Source organism: Acidiferrimicrobium sp. IK, assembly GCF_025499425.1.
Taxonomy (GTDB): Bacteria; Actinomycetota; Acidimicrobiia; order Acidimicrobiales; family Palsa-688; genus Acidiferrimicrobium.
This window is the reverse complement of sequence record NZ_JAIMCB010000001.1, coordinates 300,237-325,103: the sequence shown is the minus strand read 5'-3', so window position 1 is coordinate 325,103 and position 24,867 is coordinate 300,237. Positions and strand designations below refer to the sequence as shown.

The 24,867-nt window shown below is 70.0% G+C and carries 28 protein-coding genes, 2 tRNA genes and 2 pseudogenes; 14 read left to right on the top strand and 18 right to left on the bottom strand.

Annotated features, from left to right (window positions below; all coding sequences use genetic code 11):
• The first annotated feature begins 88 nt into the window (after positions 1-88).
• On the top strand, positions 89-1,321 hold the full coding sequence (locus tag K6U06_RS01530) for a PP2C family protein-serine/threonine phosphatase (RefSeq protein ID WP_262320120.1): 1,233 nt from the start codon (positions 89-91) through the stop codon (positions 1,319-1,321).
• Positions 1,322-1,325: 4 nt separating this feature from the next.
• Here K6U06_RS01530 and K6U06_RS01525 read toward each other — a convergent pair whose 3' ends face one another.
• The 3 genes from K6U06_RS01525 to K6U06_RS01515 are packed head-to-tail and all read right to left on the bottom strand — an operon-like array spanning position 1,326 to position 4,171.
• Positions 1,326-1,973 carry a TetR/AcrR family transcriptional regulator gene (locus tag K6U06_RS01525; protein WP_262320119.1) on the bottom strand — a complete coding sequence of 216 codons (648 nt, stop codon included), beginning with the start codon at positions 1,971-1,973 and terminating at the stop codon, positions 1,326-1,328.
• Positions 1,974-2,012: 39 nt separating this feature from the next.
• On the bottom strand, positions 2,013-3,212 hold the full coding sequence (locus tag K6U06_RS01520; protein WP_262320118.1) for a CaiB/BaiF CoA transferase family protein: 1,200 nt from the start codon (positions 3,210-3,212) through the stop codon (positions 2,013-2,015).
• Positions 3,209-4,171, bottom strand: a complete 963-nt coding sequence (locus tag K6U06_RS01515) for an alpha/beta hydrolase family protein (RefSeq protein WP_262320117.1) — start codon at positions 4,169-4,171, stop codon at positions 3,209-3,211. Before K6U06_RS01515 ends, K6U06_RS01520 begins: the two co-directional genes overlap by 4 nt.
• 107 nt (positions 4,172-4,278) lie before the next feature.
• On the opposite strand from K6U06_RS01515, the gene K6U06_RS01510 reads away from it, so the two are divergent.
• On the top strand, positions 4,279-5,496 hold the full coding sequence (locus K6U06_RS01510; RefSeq protein WP_262320116.1) for a PP2C family protein-serine/threonine phosphatase: 1,218 nt from the start codon (positions 4,279-4,281) through the stop codon (positions 5,494-5,496).
• A gap of 122 nt (positions 5,497-5,618) precedes the next feature.
• Positions 5,619-5,987, top strand: a complete 369-nt coding sequence (locus K6U06_RS01505; RefSeq protein ID WP_262320115.1) for a hypothetical protein — start codon at positions 5,619-5,621, stop codon at positions 5,985-5,987.
• A gap of 18 nt (positions 5,988-6,005) precedes the next feature.
• Here K6U06_RS01505 and K6U06_RS01500 read toward each other — a convergent pair whose 3' ends face one another.
• Positions 6,006-7,040 carry an SNG1 family protein gene (locus K6U06_RS01500; protein WP_262320114.1) on the bottom strand — a complete coding sequence of 345 codons (1,035 nt, stop codon included), beginning with the start codon at positions 7,038-7,040 and terminating at the stop codon, positions 6,006-6,008.
• A 125-nt stretch (positions 7,041-7,165) separates the two neighbouring features.
• Between K6U06_RS01500 and K6U06_RS01495 the strand changes: the two genes are divergently transcribed.
• On the top strand, positions 7,166-8,677 hold the full coding sequence (locus tag K6U06_RS01495) for a dihydrolipoyl dehydrogenase family protein (protein WP_262320113.1): 1,512 nt from the start codon (positions 7,166-7,168) through the stop codon (positions 8,675-8,677).
• Between the two features lie 94 nt (positions 8,678-8,771).
• On the opposite strand, the gene K6U06_RS01490 is transcribed toward K6U06_RS01495, so the two are convergent.
• Positions 8,772-8,945 carry a hypothetical protein gene (locus K6U06_RS01490; protein WP_262320112.1) on the bottom strand — a complete coding sequence of 58 codons (174 nt, stop codon included), beginning with the start codon at positions 8,943-8,945 and terminating at the stop codon, positions 8,772-8,774.
• Between the two features lie 128 nt (positions 8,946-9,073).
• A complete protein-coding gene (locus K6U06_RS01485) occupies positions 9,074-9,718 on the bottom strand; it encodes a TetR/AcrR family transcriptional regulator (RefSeq protein WP_262320111.1) in 645 nt (214 codons plus the stop codon).
• 111 nt (positions 9,719-9,829) lie between these two features.
• Here K6U06_RS01485 and K6U06_RS01480 point away from each other — a divergent pair, with 111 nt between their 5' ends.
• From K6U06_RS01480 to K6U06_RS01455, 6 genes are all read left to right on the top strand, one after another.
• Positions 9,830-10,699: a metal-dependent hydrolase gene (locus tag K6U06_RS01480; protein ID WP_410050964.1), complete on the top strand. Its 870-nt coding sequence runs from the start codon at positions 9,830-9,832 to the stop codon at positions 10,697-10,699.
• A gap of 17 nt (positions 10,700-10,716) precedes the next feature.
• Entirely contained in the window at positions 10,717-12,213 is a 1,497-nt protein-coding gene (locus tag K6U06_RS01475) for a flavin-containing monooxygenase (RefSeq protein WP_262320109.1), read from the top strand.
• Positions 12,214-12,233: 20 nt separating this feature from the next.
• Positions 12,234-12,605 (top strand): DUF3054 domain-containing protein, encoded by a 372-nt coding sequence (locus tag K6U06_RS01470; RefSeq protein ID WP_262320108.1) that lies wholly within the window; start codon positions 12,234-12,236, stop codon positions 12,603-12,605.
• A gap of 12 nt (positions 12,606-12,617) precedes the next feature.
• Entirely contained in the window at positions 12,618-13,901 is a 1,284-nt protein-coding gene (locus tag K6U06_RS01465; RefSeq protein ID WP_262320107.1) for a DUF445 domain-containing protein, read from the top strand.
• 179 nt (positions 13,902-14,080) lie between these two features.
• Positions 14,081-14,155: transfer RNA gene (locus K6U06_RS01460), tRNA-Asp, on the top strand.
• 1 nt (position 14,156) lies between these two features.
• Positions 14,157-14,229 (top strand) — tRNA-Phe (locus tag K6U06_RS01455).
• 16 nt (positions 14,230-14,245) lie between these two features.
• Here K6U06_RS01455 and K6U06_RS01450 read toward each other — a convergent pair.
• On the bottom strand, positions 14,246-15,391 hold the full coding sequence (locus K6U06_RS01450) for a tyrosine-type recombinase/integrase (protein WP_262320106.1): 1,146 nt from the start codon (positions 15,389-15,391) through the stop codon (positions 14,246-14,248).
• Positions 15,392-15,587: 196 nt separating this feature from the next.
• Positions 15,588-15,740 (bottom strand): helix-turn-helix domain-containing protein, encoded by a 153-nt coding sequence (locus K6U06_RS01445; protein WP_262320105.1) that lies wholly within the window; start codon positions 15,738-15,740, stop codon positions 15,588-15,590.
• 98 nt (positions 15,741-15,838) lie between these two features.
• Here K6U06_RS01445 and K6U06_RS01440 point away from each other — a divergent pair, with 98 nt between their 5' ends.
• The gene (locus tag K6U06_RS01440; RefSeq protein WP_262320104.1) at positions 15,839-16,321 is read left to right on the top strand and encodes a hypothetical protein; all 483 of its coding nucleotides are present in this window, start codon (positions 15,839-15,841) and stop codon (positions 16,319-16,321) included.
• 312 nt (positions 16,322-16,633) lie between these two features.
• Here the strand turns inward: K6U06_RS01440 and K6U06_RS01435 are convergent, their stop codons facing one another.
• The 4 genes from K6U06_RS01435 to K6U06_RS01420 form a co-directional block, all read right to left on the bottom strand.
• Positions 16,634-17,056: a PIN domain-containing protein gene (locus K6U06_RS01435; RefSeq protein ID WP_262320103.1), complete on the bottom strand. Its 423-nt coding sequence runs from the start codon at positions 17,054-17,056 to the stop codon at positions 16,634-16,636.
• The gene (locus K6U06_RS01430) at positions 17,047-17,253 is read right to left on the bottom strand and encodes a hypothetical protein (protein WP_262320102.1); all 207 of its coding nucleotides are present in this window, start codon (positions 17,251-17,253) and stop codon (positions 17,047-17,049) included. The genes K6U06_RS01435 and K6U06_RS01430 overlap by 10 nt, the downstream gene beginning before the upstream one ends.
• Before the next feature lie 876 nt (positions 17,254-18,129).
• Entirely contained in the window at positions 18,130-18,507 is a 378-nt protein-coding gene (locus K6U06_RS01425; RefSeq protein WP_262320101.1) for a type II toxin-antitoxin system VapC family toxin, read from the bottom strand.
• The gene (locus K6U06_RS01420) at positions 18,504-18,746 is read right to left on the bottom strand and encodes a toxin-antitoxin system HicB family antitoxin (RefSeq protein WP_262320100.1); all 243 of its coding nucleotides are present in this window, start codon (positions 18,744-18,746) and stop codon (positions 18,504-18,506) included. The genes K6U06_RS01425 and K6U06_RS01420 overlap by 4 nt, the downstream gene beginning before the upstream one ends.
• A gap of 233 nt (positions 18,747-18,979) precedes the next feature.
• On the opposite strand from K6U06_RS01420, the gene K6U06_RS01415 reads away from it, so the two are divergent.
• A complete protein-coding gene (locus K6U06_RS01415) occupies positions 18,980-19,183 on the top strand; it encodes a helix-turn-helix transcriptional regulator (RefSeq protein WP_262320099.1) in 204 nt (67 codons plus the stop codon).
• Positions 19,180-19,605: a hypothetical protein gene (locus tag K6U06_RS01410; RefSeq protein ID WP_262320098.1), complete on the top strand. Its 426-nt coding sequence runs from the start codon at positions 19,180-19,182 to the stop codon at positions 19,603-19,605. Before K6U06_RS01415 ends, K6U06_RS01410 begins: the two co-directional genes overlap by 4 nt.
• Positions 19,606-19,652: 47 nt before the next feature.
• Here the strand turns inward: K6U06_RS01410 and K6U06_RS24585 are convergent.
• Positions 19,653-19,884 (bottom strand): annotated as a pseudogene (locus tag K6U06_RS24585) (amidohydrolase); the annotation flags it as partial.
• Between K6U06_RS24585 and K6U06_RS24580 the strand changes: the two are divergent.
• A pseudogene (locus tag K6U06_RS24580) lies at positions 19,798-20,043 on the top strand (trimeric intracellular cation channel family protein); the annotation flags it as partial. The pseudogenes K6U06_RS24585 and K6U06_RS24580 overlap by 87 nt on opposite strands.
• 312 nt (positions 20,044-20,355) lie before the next feature.
• Here K6U06_RS24580 and K6U06_RS01405 read toward each other — a convergent pair.
• From K6U06_RS01405 to K6U06_RS01385, 5 genes are all read right to left on the bottom strand, one after another.
• Positions 20,356-21,888, bottom strand: a complete 1,533-nt coding sequence (locus tag K6U06_RS01405) for a sulfatase (protein WP_262320097.1) — start codon at positions 21,886-21,888, stop codon at positions 20,356-20,358.
• The gene (locus K6U06_RS01400) at positions 21,888-22,289 is read right to left on the bottom strand and encodes an SRPBCC family protein (protein ID WP_262320096.1); all 402 of its coding nucleotides are present in this window, start codon (positions 22,287-22,289) and stop codon (positions 21,888-21,890) included. Before K6U06_RS01400 ends, K6U06_RS01405 begins: the two co-directional genes overlap by 1 nt.
• The gene (locus K6U06_RS01395) at positions 22,286-22,582 is read right to left on the bottom strand and encodes a hypothetical protein (RefSeq protein WP_262320095.1); all 297 of its coding nucleotides are present in this window, start codon (positions 22,580-22,582) and stop codon (positions 22,286-22,288) included. The genes K6U06_RS01400 and K6U06_RS01395 overlap by 4 nt, the downstream gene beginning before the upstream one ends.
• Before the next feature lie 126 nt (positions 22,583-22,708).
• Entirely contained in the window at positions 22,709-23,401 is a 693-nt protein-coding gene (locus K6U06_RS01390; protein WP_262320094.1) for an MFS transporter, read from the bottom strand.
• Positions 23,402-23,550: 149 nt separating this feature from the next.
• Positions 23,551-24,843: an alkyl sulfatase dimerization domain-containing protein gene (locus tag K6U06_RS01385; protein ID WP_262320093.1), complete on the bottom strand. Its 1,293-nt coding sequence runs from the start codon at positions 24,841-24,843 to the stop codon at positions 23,551-23,553.
• Positions 24,844-24,867 lie beyond the last annotated feature (24 nt).

The window sequence follows — 24,867 nt, the reverse complement described above, 5'->3', positions numbered from 1 at the left end:
CCGAGGCACCCACCGACATCGAGCCCCATCCATCGGTCCCACTACGCTGGCGCCTTTGCGCCGGACGGCGAGGAGCGAGGACCGTAGGGTGCGGCCCGGGCTCAACACCTTGGAGGTGGCGAGGGTGGCTATACGGGAGCTGGTCGGCCGGCTCCTACCAGCCCTCGACCTGGCATTCCCAACCGCAGTGCTGCGGGAGGTGACCGACTTCCTCACCGAGACCGTCCGCGCCGAGCACGTCAGCTTGTGGCTCGCCGACTACGACCAGGACCTGCTCGGCGGTCTGAGCGGACCCGAAGGCGTCGACATCGACGAGCGCGTCGCCGTCGGCGACAGCCCGATCGGCGAGGCGTACGCCACCCAGCGGACCATCACCGTGCGCGACTCGGGACGGTTGTGGGTCAACACGCCGATCACCTTGCGCGGCGACCGGATCGGAGTGCTGCGCGTCGGGTGTCCCGACGGGGCCGTCACCGATCCCGAAGACTTCCAGGCGGCGTTGGGTGACATCGCCCTCACCCTCGCCTACGTGCTGTCGCTGGCGCCTCGCTACACCGATGTCTTCGAGCGGGCCCGCCGCCAGCAGCCGCTCAGCGTCGCGGCCGAGATGCAATGGTCGGTGCTGCCGGCCCGGGCGTTCGCGTCGGCGGCGTTCTCCCTCGCCGGTGCTCTCATCCCCGCCTACGACGTCGGTGGTGACGTCTACGACTTCGCGGTCGACACCGACCGGCTGTGGGTGACCGGTATCGACGCCATGGGTCACGGTGTCAGCGCCAGCGTCCTCGCCGCGCTGACCAGCCACACCCTTCGCAACACCCGGAGGGGCGGCGCCGACGTGGTCGAGCAGGTCAACGCCGCGGACCGGGCTCTGGTCGAAGTGTTCGGCGGCGACCAGTTCGTCACCGCCCTGGTGGCCGAGGTCGACCTCGACACCGGCCGGTGCCGGTTCGTCAATGCCGGGCATCCCTCACTCCTGTTGTTGCGCGACGCCACCGTCCAGGAGCTGGCGGAGACCCCAAACGTTCCCTTGGGCCTGTTCACCGACAGCACGTTTTTGGCCATCGACAGCCAACTCCAGCCCGGCGACCGCCTGGTGCTCGTCTCCGACGGCGTCGTCGAGGCCGCGCTCGACGAGGGCGCCCAGTACGGCGACGCCCGGCTCAGCGAGCAGATTCTCGCCACCCGTTCGCTGTCGCCGCAGGCGACGGTCCGGGCCATCCAGCGGCACCTGATCGACACCGTGGGCGATCGTCTCCACGACGACGCCACCCTCCTGGTCCTCGACTGGCACGGCACCGACACCCAGTCACCGTCCGACTGACCCGCTACTCCACCGCCTGGGGGGAGGTGTCGGGAGGCTCGTCGGGGGCTTCGCCGGCCATTGCGTCGAGGACCTCGTCGAACACCGCCAGGACCCGCCGGTCGAGGTCCTCGACCGGCACGCCGATATCGCGGGCCAAAGCGACGCGGAACACCACGTAGCCCTTGTACGCGGCGACGGTGAACGCGTGCATGGCCAGCCCGTCCGCCCCGCTCGGCAGGCCGCCTTCCTCTTGATCGCGTTGGAGTGCGGCCCTGGTCCGTTCGATCTCGGGGAGCGCGTGGTAGTCAGGGTCGCGGTCGATGGCCAGCAGCGCCTCGATCAGGGCCACGCCGGGATGGTCGAGCGCGTCGCGGAACATGGCCCGCCGCCGCCGCACGAACGACGCCTCCCAGTGGCCTTTGGCCCCCGCCGCCCACACCCGGGCCCGATGGGCGACCGCGGCGCGAAGCAGCGACCGGCGGTCCCCGAAATACTGGTAGATCTGGCCCCGGTTGACGCCGGCCCGGTCTGCGACCTCCTGCAGGTTGACCCCGGCCAGCACGCCGTCGCGCTGCAGCAGGTCGAAGGTGGCTTCGAGCAGGTCGGTCTCCGTACGCGGCCGGTCCCGCGTCCTCCGCCCCCGGGTCGGTCCTACCGCATCGTCCTTCACGCCGTCAGCCAAAGCGCTTTCCCACCATAGGTTTCGGTCTCACACCACGCCGTCGGCCCGCAACCGCTCGATCTCGGCCCCAGTCATCCCGAGCATCCCGGTCAGGACCTCGTCAGTGTGCGCGCCGAGGGCGGCACCCGCCCAGCGGATCGAACCGGGGGTCGCGCTCATCTTGGGGAGCGGGGCGACCATCGGCACTTCACCGAACTCGGCGTCGTCGACGTAGGCGACCGATCCCCGAGCCTGGCAGTGCGGATCGCTCATGACATCCGCGACGCTCATGATCGCGGAGGCGGGGACGTCAGCGTCGCTCAGCAGCCTGATCGCCTCATCCGCGCTGCGGGCCGCGACCCACTCCCCGACGATCCGGTAGAGGGCGTCTTGGTGCTCGATGCGCGCCTGGCGGTCACTGAAGCGGGGGTCGCCGGCCAGCTCGGGGCGTCCCATGACCGTCGCCAGCCGGCGGAACAGCGGGTCGGTGCCGGCGTGGAGCGACACCCGCTTACCGTCACGGGCATCGAAGTCCGATGCCGGCACGATCACCGGGTTGCGGTTCCCGAGGCGCTCCCTCGTCACGCGCTGCAACCCGAACACCGGCACCGAGTCCTCGGTGGCACGGAGAGCGGCCTCGTAGAGGGCTAGGTCGATCACCTGGCCTTGCCCCGACACCGTGTCGCGGTGGTAGAGCGCGGCGACCACCGAGAACGCCGCCAGGTAGGCGCTCATGTAGTCCACCACCGAAAATCCGCTCCTGACCGGCGGGCGGTCGGCGTAGCCGCTGGCGTAGGTGAGACCGCTGTAGGCGCTGGCGATCCGGTCGAACGCGCCGCGATCGCGGTAGGGCCCGTCGAGACCGAAACCGGTGAGGTACAGGAGCACCGCGCGCGGGTTGAGCGGTTGGAGGTCTTCGGGGCGCATCCGGTAGCGCCCGAGGGTCGGCGGGCGGAAGTTGGTGACGACCACGTCGAAGTGGGGCACCAAGCGGTGCAGCACGGCCTGGCCGGCTGCGCTGCGCAGGTCGAGCGCCACCGACTTTTTGTTGCGACCCTCTTGTAGCCATCCCGGCGAGCGGCCGCCGGACCGGGTGAAGTCCCCGACCTTCGGGTCCTCGATCTTGACCACCTCGGCGCCGAAGTCCCCGAGCATGGTGGCGGACACCGGGCCGGCCAGAACCGTCGCCGCGTCGAGGACCTTCACCCCTGCCAGCGCGTCGGGACGCCCGGAGCTCGTCGAGGTCATGACGAGCGGACCCCCGAGCGTTCGTGGTCGACGAGGTGGCTGAACGGGGAGCCGGCCAACCACTCGCCGGCCAGGTCGTCGCCGCGGACCTCGTCGGCGAAGGCGGTGGCCAGCGCCGCCACCGCGGTGCGCACCTCGGCGCCCTCCTCGTCGTGCGAGTAGCGGTCCGCCACCGGGATGCCGCCGAGGAAATGATCTCCGCCCCGGACCACCGCTAGGTACTTGCGCCGGCTGGCGGCGGCGTCGAACACCTCCCGCCGCCAGGCCAACCCCTCACCGTGGGGGCCGAGGTCGCGGGTGGCGGTGATCTCGAGCAGCGGGAGCTCGACGCCGTCCCAGGACCGGTCGGTCAGCCCCCGGTCCCCGCTGCCCTGCGGTGACAGCAGCACCCCGCCGGCCACCGCCGGGTGGCGGAAGCACCGGCCGTCCATGCCCACCCCGTACAGCCGGGTGCCTAGCAGCAGCTGCGCGGTGTAGGCGCCGAAAGAGTGACCGGCAACGACAACCCCGTCGGGGTCCAACCCAGGCACGTGACGCTGCGAGGTCAAGGTGTCGAGCACCGCCCGGGCCCGCTCCACTCTGGAGAGCCAGTGGGCGGGGTCGAACAGCAGCGCCAGCATCGCCGCGCGCAGGGCAGGGTCGGACTTCCACGACCGCTCGTCGCTGCCGGGCGTCCCGCCCGGCACCGCCAGCGCGGCGGCGTCGAGGAACTGGGGGTGGAGCACCGCGTAGCCGTGCGACGCCAGGTGGGCTCCCAGCCCGGCGTAGCCACGATGGCCACCGCCGAGGCCGTGGCAAAGCAACACCACCGGCAGCAGCGGGCCGCCGCCCGTCGGGTACTGGGCGAACACCGCGACGCTGCGGCCCTCGACGGTCGTCCAGGAAGTGATCTCCGCCTCGGCGGTCGGATGTTCCCCCGGCCGCTCCCACCGGTCCCCTCCCCTGCCCCCCACCGTCACCGGCGCTCCTTCCTAGCGATTCGTTATTAACGTATCGCTAGAAATGGTTGGGGTCAAACCTGGGGCGGTTTCGGGACCGGGAAGTGGCGCGCAGATACGCTCTGCGCGTGAAGCGCGACGGTGAGGCACCTGCGGAGGATCAGCTGGCGAACTTCCGCGCCGTCACCGACAGCCAGCTCGGCCGGCTCGACGTGGAGGATCTCCTAGTCGAGCTGCTAGAGCGGGTGCGGGGCATCCTCGACGCCGACACCGCCGCGGTGCTGCTGCTCGATGACGATTCGGGGGACCTGGTGGCCCGGGCTGCGTGCGGCATCGAGGAGGAGGTCCGCCAGGGCGTCCGGGTGCCAGTCGGCGTCGGGTTCGCCGGGCGCGTCGCTCGCAGCGGGCAGCCCGTGCGCCTCGAGCGGGTCGACTCGACCACCGTCGCCAACCCGATCCTCTGGGAGCGAGGGATCCGCACCATGCTCGGCGTGCCGCTGTTGGTCGGCGACGACGTCATCGGCGTGCTCCACGTCGGTCGCCTGGCGGACCTCCCGTTCAGCGACCCCGACGCCGAGTTGTTGCAGGTGGTGGCGGAGCGGCTCGCCGGCGCGGTCCAGGCTCGGCAGCTAGCCGTCGAGCGGGTGGCGACCACCCTCTTGGAGCGCAGCCTGCTGCCGGGCAGGCTGCCCACCTGCCCGGGGTTGGAGCTGGCGACTCGCTACCTCACTCCCGAGGAGCCCGTCGGCGGCGACTGGTACGACGTGTTCACCGTCCCCTCTGGCGATCTTTGGGTGGTGACCGGGGACGTGGCCGGCCACGGCCTGCGGGCGGCGGTGGTGATGGGCCGGGTCCGCAGCGCCCTGCGGGCGTACTCGCTGCTGAGCAGCGATCCCGCCGAGGTGCTGGAGCTGACCAGCCGCAAGGTGGCGCACTTCGAGCCGGAGATCATGGTGACGGCCGTGTGCGCCACCGCCTCGTTTCCTTACCACCGGTTCCGGGTCGCCACCGCAGGCCATCCACCCCCGCTGATGGTCCCTGCAGACGGGCCGGCCTACTTCGCCGAGCTGCCGATCGGGCCGCCGTTGGGCGTCGCCGTCAAGGCCCCGCGCTGCTCGGCGACGGTGGCGATGCCGGAGGCGGCGGTGATGGTGCTCTACACCGACGGCCTGGTCGAACGCCGCAGCGAGAGCCTCGACGACGGCATGGAGCGACTCCGCCGGGCGCTGCGCCCCGGGACGGCCGAGGAGGCGTGCCGCCATCTCACCCGGGAGATGCTCGATCACGGGGTCCACGACGACGTGGCGATCGTCGCCGTACGCCGACACGAGGGGACCGGCGGTTAGGCCGGTTTTTTCTGCTTTTGCGGTCCGCTCAACTCGCCGTGCGGGGCGCCGAACATCCGATGTGGAGCGGACGGATCCGCTTCTGGCATGGATGCCACGCAACATCACACAAGGATCGTGCAATGCAAGAGACGGGACCCAGCCCGTGGAGCGTGCTCGGCGTAGCCGAGGGCGCCCCGTTCAGCGACGTCAAGCGCGGATTCTTCGTCCGCGCCCGCGCCACCCACCCCGACGCGCCCGGCGGGGACGCCGCGACGTTCAGGCAGGTGCAGGCGGCCTTCGACGCGTTGCGCCAAGCGGCCCCCAAAGGCCGTATGCCAACTTCGACGCCGGGCCGAGCCACTCCCTACGACGAGTGGTTGGCCCGACCGCCGGCGTCCAGGCAGTGGAGCGACGGCGATCCCCGCTGCGCCGGCTGGGGACGCCCGGGGTCCGCCTTCGCCGACGCGCTGGCGGTGGAGGTCTGGCGGGTTCAGCGGGTCGCGGCGTAACGCTGCGGCCCGCGCCGGCTAGATGTCCAGCAGCTGGTGGCGGCGATGGTGGCGCACCGACGCGGCCATCGCCACCGCCGCGCCGCCCACCGCGTACGCGGCGATGACCGCCAGGTGGCCCCCGATCCCGTTGGACCCGAAGTAGACGATGCGGCGCACGGCGTCGGTGCCGGCCCCGTTCGGCAGGGTGTACGCGAGGACCCTCCAGAAGGTCGGGAGGAGGTCCGGCTGGTATGCGCCGCCGGCGGTCGGGTTGCCGATGATCACGAACACCAGCACGGTGATTCCGATCCCGAGGACACCGAAGAGGACCTGGAACGCGGTCGTCACCGTGGCCGATGCCGCCACGAGCAGCGCGCCGAGCCACCACAGGGCCACGAAATGCCCGGTGAGGGCGCCGAGGATCTGATCGACCACCAGCGCCCCGCCGAAGCCCGACACGATGGCGTAGGGCACCACCGCCATGAGCCGGAACGCGGCACGGCGCGGGTTGGCCGGCCGGGAGCCGCGGGACACGCCGAGGAGGGAGGCCACGAGGTACCCGCCGACGATCCAGCCGATGACCAGGTAGAAGCCGGTGAGGCCCCGCCCGTCACCGGGCTGCACGGGCACCAGGTCGGTGACCGTCACCGTCCGCTGCTGCGACGCGTCGACCTCGGTGATCACGGCCCGCAGCGCCTCTGCTTCCGCCACCCCCGCTCCGCTGGAGACGAGCAGGGCGTCAGTGCGCGACTGCGCGTCGATGACGAAGGCGCCAGCCGTCGACCCGGCGCGTACCCGCGCCGCGGCCTCCGCCCGGCTGGCGACCGCCGAAGCGCGCAGCGGGTGCCCGCGCAGCCCGTTGAGGCGCTCGACGGTCCCCGACGTCACCGGTGCCGGAGCGACAACGGCAAGTGGGACCCGGTGGGGCGTGGGAGTGTGGAACGCCCCGACGTACGAGGCGATGAAGCCCATCTGCAGCAGCAGGACGCCGACGATGAGAGCGACGGTGCGCGGTTCAACGGCGTCGCGCCACTCGGACCAGAAGCTCTGTGGCTCGGTGTCGGTGTCCATCGTCGTCCTCTCAGCCGATTTGCCGCCCAGCGGGCCGGCGATCCTACGACCAGCGCGTCGGTGCGGCCAAGGCGCCGGTGGGGCGGTCGGCGCCTCGGCGTCCCCGACGGCCGTAGGGTCTGGACATGGCCGACGCACGCCCCGACCCGGCAGGAACCGACCCCGGACCGCCCGCTCCCCCAGCCACCGACACCTGGGATGTCATCGTCGTCGGCGGCGGACCCCCGGGGGAGAACGTGGCCCAGTACGCCATCCAGGGCAGCGACCGCACGGCGGTGATCGTCGAGGCGGAGCTGGTGGGAGGCGAGTGCTCGTACTGGGCGTGCATGCCGAGCAAGGCGCTGCTGCGCCCCGTCGAGATCCTCGACACCGCCCGATCCATGCCGGGCGTGGCCGGCGCGGTCACCGGAGCCATCGATGTCGGGGCTGTCCTCGAGCGACGCGACTCCTTCACCCACCACCGCGACGACTCCTCCCAGGTGCAGTGGGCTCGAGGCGCGGGCATCGACGTCGTGCGCGGTCGCGGCCGCCTCGCCGGCGAGAAGGCCGTGGCCGTCACCGCCGCCGACGGCACCACCCGGACCATCCGCGCCCGTCACGCCGTGGTGCTCTCCACCGGCACCACCGCCAGCGTCCCCCCTGTGCCAGGGCTGGCCGACGCTCAGCCGTGGACGTCGCGCGACGTCACCAACTTGGCGGAGATCCCCCGCCGGGTGGCGGTGATCGGCGGCGGTGTCGTCGCCTGCGAAGCCGCCACCTGGCTCCGCGGGCTGGGCGCCGAGGAGGTGACGATCATCGAGCCGGCCCCGGCGCTGCTCGCCAAGCTGGAGCCCTTCGCCGGGGAGATACTGGCCGAGCGCTTCGAGAGCCAAGGCATCACCGTGCGCACCGCCACCCCCGTCGAGCGGGTGGAGCGCCCGGTGGTCGCCGCGACCGGCGTCGGCCGCATCCACGGCGGCCCCGCCGCGGTGACCGCCGGCGGTACCACGATCGAGGTCGACGAGATCGTCGTCGCCGCCGGTCGGACCCCGGCGTCGAAGGACATCGGGCTCGACACCGTAGGCGTCAACGTCGGCGCCGCCCACGGCTTCGTCCCCGTGAACGACCACCTGGGCGTCGAAGGCGTCGACGGCGAGTGGCTCTACGCCGTCGGCGACGTGAACGGCCGGGCCCTGCTCACCCACATGGGCAAGTACCAGAGCCGCATCGCCGGCGATGTCATCGCCGCCCGAGCCGACGGCCGGCCGCTGGACGGTTCTCGCTACCGCGACGTGGCCGACCACGACATGGTGCCCTCGGTGGTGTTCACCGACCCGCAGGTGGCGTCGGTGGGGCTCACCGAGTCGGCCGCTAGGGACAAGGGCGCCAACGTCGAGGTGTTGGAGTACGACCTCGGGGCGGTGGCCGGCGCCTCGCTGGCCCGCGACGGCTACAAGGGCCGGGCCAAGCTGATCGTCGACCGCGACACCGAGACCCTCCTCGGCGCGACCTTCGTCGGCTCGGACGTGGCGGAACTGCTGCATTCCGCCACCACCGCGATCGTCGGGAAGGTCACCCTCGACACCCTGTGGCACGTCGTTCCGTCGTATCCGACTATCAGCGAGGTATGGCTACGCCTGCTCGAGTCGAGGCGTTGACCTCCCGGCGGCGCCCGCCGCCGTCCGGCAGCTTTCCCCAACTCTCGCCTCCGTGACGATCACATCGCCGTCGTGCCGTCGGAGCGCGTCGCTGCTACCAGCTTGAACTCCACCCGGTGGGGTCGGACGCGTCGCTCACCGTGGGGGTGGCCGGGACAGCCACCGCGCCCATCTCCCCGACGGGCATCGGCGGGATCAGGACCTGAGCGCCGGCCGAGGCGGCCTCCACCGTCTTGGTCGCGTCGTCGGTCGCCAGGACACCGACCACACGCCGGGGGCCCGGCCGGGCTCTCGGGTGCCCCTGCACCCTGCGACCCGCTCGTCCCGCCTGGTGGAGGGCTGCGGTGGCGCGCGCAGGCGGTCAGCTAGGACGACGACCGCGACGCCTGGGACTCATCACCGCGGGGCGGCGGGGCGAGCGGCGAGCGCCGCGCGGGGGGCGAGGAGCGCGGCCTCCATCACCGCGGCCACGTCATCGGCGTACATCGTCGCCGCGGCCGGACCGAACTGCACGACCGCCATCAGCGACGAGAGGAGGATGGCCACCAGCCCGTTGCCGACCATGTACGGGTCGATGTCGGCCCGGACGGTGCCGGCCGCCTGCTCCGCGGCGAGCCGCTCGGCGCACACCTTGCGCAGCTCGGACAGCGCCGGGATGTCGAGCACCCGGTCGGTCACGCCCGGCTCGAGGCCGCCGAGGAGGCGTCGGGCCAGCGGATGACCGTCGATCCCTTCGATCATGGTGAAAAACAGGGTCTGGCGCCAGTCCTTCTCCCCGAGCACACCGACCGCGGTAACCAGCCCCTCGTGGATCATCGCCGCCGCGTCCTCGTCGACCGCAGCGAGAAACAGCGCTTCTTTGCTGGTGAAGTACGCGTAGGCGACGGTCCCGCCGACCGCTGCGTCACGGGCGATGTCGGCGACAGAGGTGGCCCGGTACCCGTCGCGCCCGAAGCGGGCGATGGCCGCGTCGAGGATCGCCCGCCTGGTCTGCTCCCCCTTGCTCGCCCCCGGGCCGCTCGGTCCTGCCGTCGTGCTCATCGCCTCCCAGCCTATCAGGCAAATTGAGGACTTGAGGTAATCCCTCAAATCCTCTAGGATGGGGTTACCACCTCTTCAACTGGGAGAAGACGAGTGACGAGCCAGACCGAGATGCACCAGACCCGCAACCCGGACCGCAAGGTGCCCACCCGGCGCATGTCCTTCGAGGAGTCGCTGCGGGAGGTCCCCAAGCACTTCGCAGGCGACGGGGACCTGATCGGCAGCCACCTCACCGCGACCCTCTCGTCGGTGTTCCCCGACGGCGAGGAGTTCTTCGTCCGCTCCGTGCGCCGTTTCCGTGACCAGATCACCGAACCGGCACTGAAGAAGCAGGTCGCCGGCTTCATCGGGCAGGAGTCGGTCCACGGCCGCGAGCACCGGGCGTTCAACGACCGCCTGAGCGAGCTGGGCTATCCGACCAAGCGCCTTGAGCGGATGACCGACAGGCTGCTGCGCTTCCGTGAGCGGCTCCTCTCCCCCAAGTCCAACCTGGCGGTCACCGCCGCCCTCGAGCACTTCACCGCGGTGCTCGGCGAGATGGTCCTCTCCGAGGAGCAGGTCCGCCACGAGCTGGGGCACCCCGCGGTGCGCGACCTGTTCGTGTGGCACGCCATGGAGGAGTGCGAGCACAAGGCGGTGGCCTTCGACGTCTACCGGGCTGTCGGCGGCAGCGAGCGGATGCGCATCGGAACGATGAAGGTGCTGCGCCTGCTGTTCATCGTCTACATCGGCGGCAACGTGACGCTGTCACTGCTCGGCGACGCGGCGACCTACAAGCGTGGCAACCTTCGGGCCAGCCTCCGCCGGTTCCGCACCTCGCCGCTGTCTAGCCCGGTGCTCTGGCAGCGACTGAAAGAGTACGACGCCCGGGGCTTCCACCCCGACGACCACGACACCAACGCCCTCCTCGAGCAGTGGAGCAACGAGCTCTTCGGCCCCGAGGGCACCCTCAACGACAAGCTGGCGACCGCGGTCGCCTGAAGGAGCCAACGACCACCGTGGAGCACCTCGACGTCCTCGTCATAGGAGCCGGCCTGTCGGGCGTCGGGGCCGGCCACTACCTGCAGGCCAAGTGCCCGTGGGCGTCGTACGCCATCTTCGAGGCGCGCGACGCGATCGGCGGGACGTGGGATCTGTTCCGCTACCCCGGCATCCGCTCCGACTCCGACATGTTCACCCTCGGCTACTCCTTCAGGCCATGGGATGGAGAAAAGACGATCGCGGACGGCGAGTCGATCTTGCAGTACATACGTGACACGGCCAAGGACGGAGGCGTCGACGAGCACATCCGTTTCAACCACCGGGTCGTCGCGGTCGACTGGTCGAGCGAGGACGCCCGGTGGCGTGTCAGCGCGCGCAATACCCTCACCGACGAAGTGGTGGAGCTCACGTGCAGCTTCGTGTTCTCCTGCACCGGCTACTACCGCTACGACCGGGGCTACACCCCCGACTTCGAGGGCGTGGAGCGATTCGCCGGCACCGTGGTGCACCCCCAGGCGTGGCCCGCGGACCTCGACTACGCCGGCAAGCGGGTGGTGGTCATCGGCAGCGGTGCCACCGCAGTGACCCTGGTGCCGTCTATGGCGGCTACCGCCGGGCACGTCACGATGCTGCAGCGCTCCCCCACCTACATCGCGGCCCTGCCCGAGAAGGACCCGGTCGCCGAGCTGCTGCGTCGGTGGCTGCCGGCCCGGATCAACGGCCCGGTGATCAAGTGGTTCAAGGCGCTGACGACGCAGGGCTCGTACGTGTTGAGCAAGCGCCGCCCGGAACTGGTGAAGAAGCTCCTCCGCATGCAGCTCGAGCGTCAGCTCCCGGAGGGCTACGACATCGACACCCACTTCAAGCCCAAGTACAACCCGTGGGATCAGCGGGTGTGCGCGGTGCCCGACGGCGACTTCTTCAAGGCCATCCGAGCCGGTTCGGTGGAGGTGGTGACCGACCACATCGACACCTTCACCGAGAAGGGGATCCTGCTCAGCTCCGGCCGGGAGCTGGAGGCCGACATCATCGTGACCGCCACCGGCCTCGACCTGCTGTTCCTCGGCGGCATGGAGGTGGCGCTGGACGGGCGGGCGGTCACGTTGCCGGACAAGATGATCTACAAGGGCATGATGCTCCAAGACGTCCCCAACTTCGCTTTCGCGTTCGGCTACACCAACGCGTCGTGGACCCTCAAGTGCGATCTGACCTGTGACTACGTGTGCCGCCTGCTCAACCGGATGCGCCACGACGGGCTCCGCCAGTGCACGCCGACCAGCCGGGATGCGTCGGTGAGCACCGAGACGTTCGTCGGTCTGAGCGCCGGGTACGTGCAGCGGGCCGCCGACCGGCTGCCCAAACAGGGGACCGCCTACCCGTGGCGGGTCCACATGAGCTACCTGAAGGATTACCGGGCGCTCAAGCTGCGCGGCCTGGACGACGCGGCGATGGTGTTCTCCAACCCCGAGCCCGAATCAGAGCCCGAGCGGGCCGCGGCGGGGATCGCCGGCTGAGTCGCCTAGCGTGGCCCTCCGTGAGGAGGACCGCTGCCAGCATCGACGTCTTGGCGGTGGTGGTCTTCGTGGTCATCGGCCGCGACGCCCACAGCCACGGTGAGAGCCTCGCCGGTATCGCCTCGACGGCGTGGCCGTTCCTGGCCGGGCTGGCCGTCGGGTGGGTGATCTTGCTGGCCCGGGGAGTGGCCGGTGACACGGTCCGCGAGGGCGTGGTGCCGTGGCTGGCGACCGTCGCCATCGGGATGGTCCTGCGAGTGATCGCCGGGCAGGGAACCGCTGTGGCGTTCATCATCGTGGCGTTGTGCTTCCTCGGCGCCACCATGCTCGGCGGGCGCCTGGCCGCCGGCGCCCTCCGGCGCCGTGGCCGCACGCCGAGCCGCGCCCGCTAGCGGGCGAAGGGCGTGCAGACCCCGGCGGCGTGGCGGGCGCTGAGCGGCGCCGAGAACGAGGACGCCGGGCCGCTGCGGCGGATGAAGCGCACCGCCACCGCGGCACTGGTGGTGGCCGCCGCGGTGTTCGTCGCTACCTACATGGTCCACGGCGGCAGCCACGGGGTGCTGGCTTTCGTCCGGGCGGGGGCCGAAGCGGCGATGGTCGGCGGCCTGGCCGACTGGTTCGCGGTCACCGCCCTGTTCCGCCGGCCGCTCGGCCTGCCGATCCCCCACACCGCTCTGATCCCCCGCAAGAAAGACGAGCTGGCCACCAAGCTCGGCGAGTTCGTCACCGGTTACTTCCTCACCCCCGAAGCCCTGCAACGCCAGGTCACCGACACCGACCTGGTCAACCGGGTCGGTGCGTGGCTGGCCGACCCGGCCCACGCCGAGCCGCTGGCCCGCGACGTGGCGGTGGCCGCCGAGCGGGCCCTAGTCGCGCTCGACGCCGCCGACATCGTCGACTACGCCGTGCACCTGGTCCGCCGCCACCAGGCTGGGCGCAGCTGGGCGCCGATGCTCGGCCGCCTGCTCGAGACCGCCACCGAGGGCGGGGCCGAGCGACCATTCGTCGACGTGCTGGCCGCCCGCGGCCGCGACTACCTGCGAGCCCACCTCGACGAGCTGCGCCCGACGGTGCGCCGCTTCATCGAGGACCGCAACTGGGTGACGTGGCTGGTGACCACCGACCGCTTCGTCACCCGGCTGCTGCGAGACGCCGCCACCGAGCTCGACGCCATCGCCACCGAGCCCGAGCACCCCCTCCGCGTCGCCCTCGAGGGGCTCCTCCTCGACGTGGCCGACGACTTGCAACACGACAGCGTGCTCGCCACCAGGATCGACGAGACCGCGGGGAAGGTGCTCGCCGACGATCGGTTCCGGGGCGTCATGCACGACCTGGTAGGTGCCGGGCTGCAGTCGGTGCGCGACTCCCTGGCCCCCGACGGGGAGCTCACCGCTCGCATCGCCGGGCTGATCGGACGCCTCGGCCGGCGGGCCGTGGACGACCCCCGCACGCACAGCGACGTCGAGCGGTGGGCCAGCGACATGATCGGCCATGCGGTGACCCGCTACGGCGGCGAGCTGACCCAGCTCATCCGCCGTCAGGTCGGCGACTGGCCGGCGGCCGCCGCGTCGCGCCGCATCGAGCTGGCCGTCGGGCGCGACCTGCAGTACATCCGCATCAACGGCACCGTCGTCGGCGCCCTCGCCGGCATCGTCATCCACGCGCTGTCCCTGCTCCTCCCGTCCTGAACGGCCCCCGCTGGGCAGACCGGGCCATGGCCACCATCGAGCGCTGTGTTCCGACGGGGGGCGGAGGCGGTCCTCGGCTGGGGGGGCGGGAGGCAGGAGGCGCCAGCCGGCGATTCCCGCTAGAGTCTCTCCCCAGCCCTTGCGGGCTGGTGGGCGGTTTCGGTCTCCCATCGTCGCAAGGTCCTGTGGTGCAGTTTGGAGTGCACGCCGGCCTGTCAAGCCGGAGGTCGCGGGTTCAAATCCCGTCAGGACCGCGGTCGGATAGCTCAGTTGGTAGAGCGCGCGCCTGAAAAGCGCGAGGTCACCGGATCGACACCGGTTCCGACCACGGGAAACCGCCCTGGTCAGGGGCGGTTTTTCTCTTTCCGGGGGCTGGTCCGAGGGGCGGCGGGGAGGCCGTCGTGCCCCACCCGTGCCCCACGAGATGAATGGGGCTCGGTGATGGCTTCCCGGACCCGGCTCCGCTCTTGATCCACCATCGCCCCCAAGCACTCGGCGATGCGCCTGTCCCGCTCGGCCGAGGCGTGCTGGTAGATCATCGCCGCCCGGGTGCTCGAGTGGCCGAGCCGGGCCATCAGCTCCTTGGTCGTCGCCCCTGTCTGGGCTGCCAAGGTCCCAGCGGTGTGACGCAGCTCGTGGAACTTGAGACCGTCGAGCCCGAGCATCGCCGTAGCCGGCAGCCAGACCCTCGTGCGGAAGTTGTTTCGCTCCAGCGGCATCCCTTCCGGCGAGGTGAACACGTAGGCCTCCGGCTCGGGGCGAGCCCAGCGCTCCAGGTGCTCGCGCAGCTCGTCCACCGCCTGGACGGGCAGGACGACGTCGCGGACACCGGCCCGGCTCTTGGGCTGACCCTCGATCACCTGACCGGAAGCCAGACGGAGGCGCTTGCGGCGGACACGGATGAGACCGCCCTCCAGGTCGACGTCCGAGCGCCGGAGAGCGAACAGCTCTCCCTCTCGGATGCCGCCCAACCCGGCGCACAGGACCAGCGCCCGATAGCGCCCGTCGACAGCGTCGGCCAGCCCGTCCAGCTGGGCAATAGTCACCGTCCGCTGCTCAGGATGGTGCTCGATGCCACCGCCGTCGATCCGACACGGGTTGCGGGCGATGCGCTCGTCGTCCACCGCCTGAGTGAGCACTTGGCGGAGGCGCACGTACGCCTTGGCCGCGACCGAGCGACCGTGCGTCCGGACGAGAGCGGCGTACCAGGCCCGGACCAGCTCAGGGGTCAAGCGGTCGAGGCGCTGCTCGCCGAGCGGTCGCACACCCTCGGCGATTCGAGCAAGCACGTGGCTGCGCAGCTGGTGCTGGTAGATCTCCCGGGTCCTCGGAGCCAGGTTGGCGCGGCCGTCGATCCACCGCCTCGCGTAGTCGGCGAGCAACACCTCCCCTGCTCTCGGATCGATCCAGCCTCGGCCCTGCTCGGCTTCGGCCTTGGCCAGCCACCGGGAGGCATCTCCCCGAGTGCGGAAGGTCTCTGCCGCCGTCACTCGCCGACCAGAGTCGGTCCGGTATCGGACCTGCCACCGACCGGAGGGCAGCTTGCGAATGGTTCCGAACTGCCGCTTGGTCATCAGACCTCCAGCCGTGAGCAGGCCCACCAATAACTGGTGAGACATCGGGAAGGCCGGCCAAGGGGGCGGGTCAGCGAGCGCCGCCTGCCACGATATGCGGCAGCGGTGACCATCACGCGGTAAGAGGTCCGGGGACCCGGTGCTGGTCCAACCAAGTGGTGATCTCGTCCCGATCGAACCTGACCAGCCAGCCGACCTTCACGTAGGGCACACGTCGCTCGGCGACGAGTCGGCGGACGTGGCGGGTGGTGATGCCGAGGTGCACCGAACGACACGCCCGCCGATCGGGCGGGACGAGCCATGCGCTCCGCTCGCCGGAAGAGAGAGCCGTCGGTCTGCGCTTCGCCTGCCCATATTGAGCTGATGGTCCTGCAGAGCGCACGACTGCGTCCTGTCGACTGGGAGTCCGCTCTGCAGGTCTTCGTGGACCGGATGAGCGACACCGGGATTGGTTGGTGGTTGTACGGCAGCGCTGCGCTGGCCGTGCGCGGAGTTGACGTGATGCCCGGGGATGTGGATCTCGCCGTTGAGGACTCGCGGGCGGTCGGCGAGATCATGCGGGATCTGCTGGCGGAGCCGGTGACCCAGATGACCGGATGGGTGGCCGACGCGGGAGGGCGCGCCTTTCATGGGGCGATCATCGAGTGGCTGTCGGGAGCTCATCCGACCAGCTCGTCACCGCCTCACGAGCAGGAGCCGGCCGCCGGTGAGCATCTGGAGGCGGTGACCTGGCGCGGCCGGTCGATCCCTGTTCCCCGCTTGGAGGTGCAGCTTGCAATGGCCGCAGCCCGCGGGCTGGACAACCGCTGCACGCTGATCCGCCACGCCATGGCACAGAGGTCATGAGTAGATGCAGCCCGTGAGAGTGCTCCACTCACGCAAGCCGTGCTCCGAAAGGTCCGCCGAGGCGCCGAAGCCGGCGTTCGGTGCTCCGCTGCTGCGGTACCAAAGGAGCGGCAGCTGGGCGCGGATTCGGTGATATGAGCGGTCCGGGAAGCCCTCGTCCTGGGTATCCGGTCGCAGGGTCGTGCCTGCGGGCCGCACCGATTGAGAGGCGCTCCGATCGAGCTCGGCGTACAGGGCGCGCCCAGAGCCCAGTGCCGAAGCGATGTCAGTGCCGCCTCCCAGGAGGGGGGCCGCTGGCAGACGGCTCCGCCCTCAGGGCACTGATCCGGCGGCGACTGCCCACTCGACGGGCTGGCCGGTCACCTCGGCGATCAGCTCGAAGTCACGGTCGTAGTGGAGGACGACCAGGCCGGCTGCCTCTGCGGCCGCAGCGATGAGAAGGTTGGCGATCTTGGCGCCGCGATGGCGGCTGCGTACCGCCAAGGCATCCTGGACGTCCACCGCCCGGTCGAGCACCGCCTGATCCATCACTGCCTGCGGCCAAGCTGCCCTCGCGGCCCGCATCCTGGCGTGATCCTTGGGCCCGGTCGACGAGTAGCCGGCCTCGAGATCGGTCGGAGTGCAGCGAGCGACGAGCCCGGCCTCAATGAGCGGGACCAGCCGCTCGGCGACCTCGGCCCGGCCGAGGCGTGCCAGGGCGGACGTGTCACCCAGGTAGTAGGCCCTCAGCCCCACGCAGCGGCGCGCTCATCGGGGTCAGCCAACGCCGCCGGCGGTGCGCCTCGCTCAGCCAGCAGCTCCTTCCGGCGGAGATCGAGGGCGAGCACCTCGTCGAGGGCACCGGCCACCGTCGCCTTCATCGTGTGGGTACCGAGCAACAGGCGGACAGCTTCCAACTTCTCGTCATCGACGTCTACCAGGCGCTTCGTCACACCTGTTGAGTATATCCTAACGAACTGCGGCAGATAGCTCTGGCACTCTGGGATCGGCGGATCTCGTGCCCCACGCGTGCCCCACGCAGTGGGAAACGACGGTGCAACCGCGTCAACAGGGCCGGGCGCCCTCGGACCCAATACCCCTCCTGAGCTGCGGGTTTGTAGACATCGGCTACTCCCGGTGATTGCGGGAAGACAGCCCGAGCCCGCCTGGAAAGCGCGAGGTCACCGGATCGACACCGGTTCCGACCACGGGAAACCGCCCTGGTCAGGGGCGGTTTTTCTCTTTCCGCGGGCTGGCCCGAGGGGCGGCGGGGAGGCGGTCGTGCCACACGCGGCCACTGACCGCCGTCGCCGACCAAGGATGACCAGCGCTGACCATTGCTCGGCCGTGGTCACTGTCCATGGCGGTCGGCGCCGGTCTGGGCCGAGCGGCAGGCGCCGGTGCCAGCCCGGCCCGCTCGGCCATCTGGGCTAGGCGCTCGGCGATCACGACGTCCCTGGCGAGCGAGGCGTGCTGGTAGACCATCGCCGCCTGGGGGCTGGCGTGACCGAGGCAGGCCATGAGCTCCTTGGTGGTGGCGCCGGTTTGGGCGCCAAGCGTGCCGGCGGAGTGGGCGCAGATCGTGGAATCGCAAGCCGGTCAGCCCGGCCCGGCGCTTCCTGGAAGACTACAGATCCAACTCGACTCTGAACGCCGGGAACCCCTCTACCAGGCCGAATACCGCCACGAGCCGCCCGGTCGCCCCCAAGACGCCTGACGTCACGCTGAAGGGTTCCACATGGTCCGGGCTCCCGCGCGAGTTCACGCGGGGTCGCGACTCGCCGCACCGCGTCGGGTCGGAGTTCGGCGCCCGAGAAGCGGCGAGTCCGTTACAGAACCTCCACCAGGCATTGGATTCCGGGAGCCGCTGCCAGCCTCGCGTCGGTAGTCAGCAGCGCCGTTGCCGACAGCATTTCCGTCAGAGCCACGTATGTGGCGTCGTAGGCAGAGAGGTTGTGGCGTAGCGCCCATATCCGGCCTCGGAGCCAGTCCGCCGGGAACCGAGTGAGACTGAGCCGCACAAAACCGTCCATTGCAGCGGTCGCCTCGTCGTCGGTCAAGTCCCCTCGATGAGCCAACCGTCGCAATACGTGCGTGACTTCGCTGTCGATCAGGTGCGGTGCCACCAGCTCCTCGTCGCCTAGCCCCTCGGGTTCAAGGTCACCGACGAGAACACCAACGAGCACACCGGCGTCGACCACCCTCACTCGTCGCGGCCTTCGTGCACCGCGGCGAGGATGTTCGCCCGTGCGACCTTCCTGGGGATCCGTGCTCTGGTCTCGGTGATGACTCGGGCGTTGAGTTCTATGACTTCGGCGCGGCGGGCCAGATGTTCGAGTTCACGTAGCACGTATCGGTTCAACGAGAGCTTCTCGGCGTCGGCCGCCTTGGCCAGCGCCTCATGCACATCATCGGGGACGTCTCGGATCTGGATCACTCTCGCCATCGCCTGATCCTACCAGCCAGTGGGTGCAGATTGCACCCACTGGCTGGTGGTGGCGGATCTGAGGCGTCTTGAGCGCAGGACATCGGGCCACCGTCCGCACAGACACACGAGCGCCCACTCCACCACTCGGGAAGTGCACGCAAGACAAACCTGCCGGTCGCAGCGATGCCCGAGCCGATCTGCGCGTGTAAAGCGCCCTTGACAGGCGCAAAGAGTCAAGGTAGCTTTACATCGTGAGGAACCGGGTTCGGGAGGAACGGGTGCAACGGGAGCTGTCCCAAGCCGAGCTGGCAAGCGTTCTCGGCGTCTCGCGCCAGACGGTGATCTCCATAGAGAGCGGCCGGTACTTGCCGTCGCTCCCGCTTGCCTTCCGTATCGCCCGGTTCTTCGAGATGCCGATGGAGAAGATGTTCGATCCCGAGGAGGAGGGCATATGACCAACTCGAAGTTCGGCCGGCTGTGGGTCCCACTCATGGCTGCCATTGGTGGCAGTGCGATCTCGCTCTCGGTGGGGCTCGGCCAGCACCACTGGGAGGCGATCGTCATCGGCGAGACAGTCACCGTGCTTGTCGTCGCGTTGATGTTCGCGGCCACCGCCCAGGACTCCGACATCGGCGCAGTACTCGCACACCGCGCCGACGAACGCCAAGAACTCGTACGGCTGCAGGCATCCCGGGTCAGCGCCTTCGTCGCTGTGACCGGCTCGGTAATGGCCTGCGTGATCGCGGCGGCGCGAAACGCGACGTATTGGCCGTATGAGGCCATCTACATCGCTGCAGGGCTCGCTTACCTCATCAGCATCCGCTTCTACGGCGGCAGCTGGAAGGTGAGCCTGCCACCCGAAACGACAAAGCAGTAGCACCACCGATCCTCCACCCGGAGCCTCCAGCCGATCCCGATCCAAGAGGTCTGCAGGCGCATGACCGTCGCGGCCGCCATGACCACCGGGTCCACGCTGGACTCGGGCATCGAGCCGTGCGCGCCCCGCCCGAACAGACGGACCCTGCAGACTGTCCGCAGCGGCCTGGGTCGTGCCCGGCCGGTAGCCGACATGACCGGCGACACCGGGCATGACGTGCTGCCCCAAGATCACGTCCGGTCTCGGGAACCGCTCGAAGAGGCCGTCATCGATCATGGCCTAGGCGCCCTGGACGGTCTCGCCCCGTTCTGCGTCACCGGAGGCGCCAAAGCGATCGAGTTCCGGCTAGGGCCGGCCCAAGCGATCATCCTCGGCGCCATCACCGCTATCGGCGGAGGCATGCTCCGCGACGTCCTCATCCGCCAAGTCCCCACCGTGCCACGACACGACCTCTACGCCGTCCCCGCCCTCGCCGGCGCCGCCGTCCTAGCCGCCGCCCACGGCGCCGGCACCAACAGCGAAGCCCACCCCTCATCGGCTTCGCCGTCTGCTTCGCCATCCGCATCATCGGACTGCGACACAACATCCAGCTCCCGGTGTCAGCCAGCCAGCGGCGCATCCAAAGCGCCAAAGACGCGGAGCCGCTCCACGCCGACCACCAACGAGACGACCGCGGCCAGCGCGAGGTCGAGTAAGCGCCCCGGCTGCTCACCGGTCCGAGGCCAGAGGAAGCGGTTACGGCTCTCACGGTCATACCGGCGCCTCCACGTCAGGCCTGGGGTTTCGGGCCGGTCGTTGCGCCTCATGCAGGTCAGCGACCAGGTCGTCGCGTATCGCCCTCCTGCCCGGATCATCCCAGCGGTTGAGCATCTGTAGCGGATCGTCCGACAGGTCGTAGAGCTCGCCCTCGCTGCCGTCGTGCACGGTCCCCGGGAGGTAGGTCGTGCAGACCCACCCGTCCCGGGTAACGGTCCGCAGGTGCACGTCGACGCCGAACAGTTCGCTGTCCCACTCGGTTAGCACCCGCCCGGCCCCGTCGCCGTCGGAGCGGGGGAGAGCGTGTCCCTCCATCCAGTCCGGGCGGTCCACCCCGGCGATGGCGCAGATCGTGGGGGCCAGGTCGACCAGGCCTACCGGGGAGCGGACCACGGCGGGGGTCGCGGCGCTCGACGGGGCCGGCCTCCAAATGAGCGGGAGGCGCATGAGCCCGTCAACGTGGTATGGACCTTTGAATAGCAGACCGAAGTCTCCTTGGAGCTCTCCGTGGTCGGTGGTGAATATCACGTCGAGGTCCTCGGCCCATCCCCTCGCGTCGACGGCTCGCAGCACCCGTCCGAGCGCTTCGTCGATCAGCTCGCATTCGACGGCGTTGCGGGCGTTCACCTCTCTCACCTGATCGGCCGTGAGGGTTGCTGGTACCCACCGGGCCGGGGCCTCGTAGTTAGAGATGAGCGACCCGTCGTACCACATGCGCCAATGCCGCGGCTTGGCGTCTATCACGGCCTCTCTCTGCTCTGTCGACTCAATAAAGCCAGCCGGGAGCGGCACGTCGCGCCAGTTCACGCGGGCCATCTCGGATTCCGGCGGATCCCAGGGGTGGTGGGGGTCGGGGAAGCTCATCCAGCAGAACCAGTCGGCGTCGGGGTCGAGGGTGTCGAGCCAGGCGATCGTCCGGTCCGCCACCCAGTCGGTGTGGTACCACCCCCGGGGCACCGGGTTGACGTGGACCTGCGGGGCTCCCGTGTCGCCGCCGCCGGCCGCGTTCACCTGAAGCTCGGCGTCGACGGTGGGGTAGAACATACCCAGCGCCTCGGGATGCTCCGATCTGAGCCATCGGGCGTAGTGGAGCATGCCCTGCGCTCCGTGCGTCGCCAGTTCCATGTGCTCGAACCCTCGGTGCGAGCCGTTAGGCGGGGTCGTGCCTGTCGCCGACAAGGCGTTGTCCGGGAAGCGCACGAATGGGTCGAAGAAGGGCTCGAAGTGGGACTTGCCGACGAGGGCCGTCCTGTATCCGGCCGTTCGGAGCACTTCGGCGAAAGACGGTGCGTCGCCCGGGAGAGGCACGCCGTTCATCCACACGCCATGCGTCGACGGGTGCTGACCGGTGAGGATGGTCGAGCGGGACGGCATGCACACCACCGACTGGGGCACGGCTCGTTGGTAGTTGATGCCCTGGGCGGCGAGGGCATCCGCGACCGGGGTGCGGGCCAGCTCGGATCCGTTGCAGCCGAGGGTGTCGTAACGCTGCTGATCGGTCGTGACGAGCAGGATCTTGCGGGCCATCAGTCCGCCTCCATGAGATCGCGTAGGTGGTGTAGGGCCGCGCCGGCCGCTCCGGCGATCACCAGGGCCATCGTGGCCGGCTCGGCGTCGGCTGAGTACGAGACCAGGCACGATCCGTCGCCGAGGTCGAACACGTCGAGGGTGGAGAGGTGCTCCCGGATCGCGGGGGTCTTGAGCCGGTACTGGAAGCGTCGTTGCAGCGGATCGTTGGTGACGATCTCTTCAGGGATTGGCATCCCGGCCCCGGTGACCACGGTTCGCACGGTGCCCTCGACGGTCGCCGACTCGATCCCGGGGAACCATTCCGCGATGCGCGCCGGGTCACCGACTAGCGACCAGACGTCCCCGGCCGACCTGGCTATGCGCACCTGGCGGCGGACGCTGCCCCTCGTCCCGGTCACGGTTCCACGGCGCCGGTGGCCGTGGCGGCGCCGGTGCTCACTCCCCCGCCGGCGGCTGAGCCGGCGGCCACGCGGGCTAGTTCCGCGTCGATGAGCGCCTCCTCAGCCGCGATGTCGCGCAGAGCCGACGACCTTCGCCAGCGCCCTCGGAGCATCAGCACCGTCAGGAGGAAGGCGATCTGGCCGGCTGCGCACACCCACCACCATGTGCGCCACCGCTTGGGGGCCTTCGCCCGAGCCGCCAGCACGGCTGGGCCGTGCGCCTGCAGGTAGCTGCGGTCGGCGGCCGGCATCGCGCGCAGCCCGAGGAGTCTGGAGATGGCCGTCGCCGCAGTTCCCCAGCCTGTTTGCTCGTGCCTGGCTGTAGCCGAACACGGAGGTGAAGTAGATGACGAAGAAGCCGACGGCGGCGTAGTAGATCAGGAGAAGACGCTCACGCCGAGAGCGGCCACGATCACGTCGGCCTTGGCCATCTGTCGCCAGGGGTGGGCGAGGGCGTCGTTGACGTCGATGCCTCGCGCCCTCGACTCGACGAGTACACGTTCCCGGACCGACATCATCCTTTGGTCTCTGAGGCCCGGGGAGAGGTCCTTCAGCCAGATGAAGGCGACGACGAACATCACGGCACCGGCGATCCCTGCGATGTGGAACTGGTCCTGCCAGGCGGTGAGGTGGGTGAGCGTGTTGGAGGCCACCGCCGACACCATCAGGCTTCCGGCGACCGGCCCGAGGGTCCACAACCCCATCGCCGTCCCACGCCGCAGTTGAGGAGAGAAGTCCCGTATCAGTGCGGGAGTGGCCACCAGCACCACGCCCTCTATCAGCGCCGAGAGCGAGACCAAGGCGCCGTAGGCCACCGATCCCGGAGCGGCCGGGATGGCCCACGCCGTCAAGACGGCGTGTACCGCCAGGCCACCGACCACGAGGTTGGCGCGCCCCCAACGATCGGCCAGACCAGCGAAGAGGGATGCCATGGCCCCCACCGCATTGGAGATGACGATCAGGGTCAGGTACCAGCGGAACGAGATCTGGAAGTGGGCGAGGACCGACGGGGACACCGCCCCCTGCACGTACTGCTGGTAGTAGAGGACGATGGTTGAGGCGACCACCACACCCAGCAGCCAGTACCTCCCTGACCCGGCCGGGTAGCGATCGAGACGTCGTCTGGGCGACAGGCCGGACCGAACGGCGTTGCTCGGTACGTCCCTTCCCGTTGGGCCGACGGCCGCGGGAACCGTGCTTGGCATCGCAGTCTCCCTGACTAGCCGGGTCCGGCCAGGTCCCGGCGGCGCCGCAGGCTGGCCTCCGCGGCGTGGACCATGAGGTTGCGGGCCATCGACGATTCCTGCTCGGCCGCCCGGCGGGCATACACGTCGGCGCGCGCGTCGTGAGCCGCGTCCGATTCCGGTTCGGCCAGTACGGCGTACTCGACCAGGTGACAGGCCAGCCGCAGGTCCCCCGAACCGGCCAGTTCGGCGGCCCGCCGCAGCACCGCCGATACGCCGCCGGCCATGTCGACCCATTCCTTCGCCTGCTGCCGGCGGGGCGCCGGGAGCAGCTGGTCGGGCTCTCCGTCGTACCAACCCCCATATCTGCGCCACACGTTGCGCACCAGGAACTGCGGGTGGTCGTATACCGGCCGGAGATACGGTCGGTCGGCGAGGCGGGCGGGCACCTCGACCTCGTGGATCACCCGATCGAGGGTCGCCCCGGTGTTCATCAACTCCAGCACCTGGGTCTCGATGGAGTCGAGCAGATCGGCCGTGTCGCTCAGTGCGACGGCGATCCGGTCTGCACCGAATACGGGCAGGCCGTGGCCCGAAACCATGATATCGGCTCCCATCCCTGCCATCTTCCGCAGGGCGACGGCCCAATCACTCAGGTACCGCTGAACTTTTTGCGGGTTCCCGGCGTTGGGCACGGCCCAGATGAACAGGTCTCCTGGGTGAAGGATCCTCGCCTCGGGCACCCAGGTCCAGGTGGCATCGTCTGTCTCCCCCCTGGCGTGGTGCAGCTCGAAGGTCAGCGTTCCCCGCCGGAACGTCATATGGTCGTCGTATGTGACATCGGGGAAGCGGTACTCCCCGGGCCACTCGAACGATTCGACCGGGAGCCCGAACTGCCGCTTGTTGATGGCCGAGTTCCACCCGCGGGTCCGCTGGTACCTGCGGAAGTGGTCCGGAATGGCCGCGTGGCCGTACACGGTCGGCCCCACCCAGCCCCGATCCACCGCCTCGGCTTCGAAGCGAGCGGTGCCGAACACGTGATCGATGTGGTGGTGGGAGTACACCGCGTCGGTTAGGGGGCTATCCGGGCGCCAGGCGCGGACGCCGTCGTAGACGACGTCGCGATCGAACATCCCTCCCGTGTCAAGCATCACGAGCCCGTCTCCCGTGTCGAGGGCGCTCATGCTGGCGATGCTCTTGATGTAGAGCACACCGTCGGCGATCTCCTCGGCGGCCAGGTCGGCGATGGGGCGCACCGGGTGCTCCCCGAAGACCAAATCGCCGTCACCTTGCCAGTGACGCTCGGCTAGATCGGAGATCTTGCCCATACCCGTACCTCTCTCCTGTTCGTT